The organism is Herbaspirillum sp. B65, assembly GCF_000333555.1.
Lineage (GTDB): Bacteria > Pseudomonadota > Gammaproteobacteria > Burkholderiales > Burkholderiaceae_D > Herbaspirillum > Herbaspirillum rubrisubalbicans.
Window position 1 is genome coordinate 1 of the sequence record NZ_BADI01000440.1, and the last position, 1,275, is coordinate 1,275.

Consider the following 1,275-nt stretch of genomic DNA (forward strand, 5'->3'; position numbering starts at 1 on the left):
GCACCCCGGCACAAGCCCAGGATGGCGAACGACAAGCGCTTCAGCTGGCCGGCGACCCCGCCGCCGGGCCTGGCGCAATTGCAGGAAATGCGCGCCATCCGCAGCGAAATGCACCAGCAGACCGACGCCATCTGCTGGGCTTCCTCACGGATGCGCCAGGTCAGCGAACCACTGACCAAGTGGCTGGAGAGCCTGGAAAAGCGGACCGCAGCCCAGGCCATGGATCGTCCCAATCTGGAACATATCGCCGCCACCATGGAGCAGCGTCTCGGTTCACTGGTGCACAAGTTCGAAGAAACCCAACAGGCGCACCACGGCCTGCTCACCAGCGTGCGCGCGATGGAAGTCCATCTGGCCGGCATCGCCGTAGGCCAGACCGAACTCAGCGAAGACCAGAAGAATGCCTCCCGCAAGCTCGGTGAACTGCTGGCCGCCACAGCACAGGATGCCGAACTGTCGCGCCAGGCCATGCGCGAACACGCGGACAGCATCAGGAACGGCCTGGGCCAGGACATGCGCCAGGTCGCCGAACTGATCGACGCCAGCCTGCGCGAACAACGCGAACATGGCTTGGCGCTGAGCAATATCCAGAGCGCTGCCAGCGGCACCCAGGTCGCTGTCGAAACGGTCGGTGCCCAGTTGCTGCAGCAAGGCCAGCAGTTGCAACCGCAGTTGATCGAAATCATCGCCCGCATCGACAAGCTCGATATCAGTATTGTCGCCAAGGGACAAGCCCAGTCGCAATGGGCCATACCGGATCTGCAGGCCTTTGCCGAGAAGCACGTGCAAGACCCGCTGCAACAATCGCCCAGGTTGGAGGGCGATCCCGGTGCCAGCACCTAAGCCGCAGTAGCAGCCAGGGCCAACTTGATGTTGGCCCTTGCCTGTCTGGCGCGCCTGTGCCGTCACCTATTTTTTCATTACTCACTCCCTAGACCCTAGACCAGAGAAAGCACCCTTCGTATGTCTAATGATCAAAACAAGGCTGGAATCAACCCGATCAGCAACAAGCAATTGGGCACTGCCCCGGTACCATTGATCATGCCGCCGACCCGGCGCAGCACCAATGCAGTGGCCGGCAAGTCCGCCAAATCCGCCAAGGCTGCCCAGCAGCACGACCAGCAACAACAGTTGCCGGCAGAAGACCAGCCTTTGTACGACATGGCCATCGTGCCGGAAGAGGGCGCTGCCGAGCGCGCCCTGGCCAGCGCTGAAGCTGCCATGTCGGTGCGTCGCGGCGAGGACGACGAAGAGGAAGCTACCCTGGAAAAATCC

The 1,275-nt window shown here is 62.1% G+C and carries 1 protein-coding gene and 1 pseudogene; both read left to right on the top strand.

Features of this window, described 5'->3' with window-relative positions:
- A pseudogene (locus I5W_RS10540) lies at positions 1–843 on the top strand (centriolin protein); the annotation flags it as partial.
- Between the two features lie 120 nt (positions 844–963).
- On the top strand, positions 964–1,275 hold a 312-nt coding region (locus I5W_RS10545; protein ID WP_044529184.1), incomplete at its 3' end, for a hypothetical protein.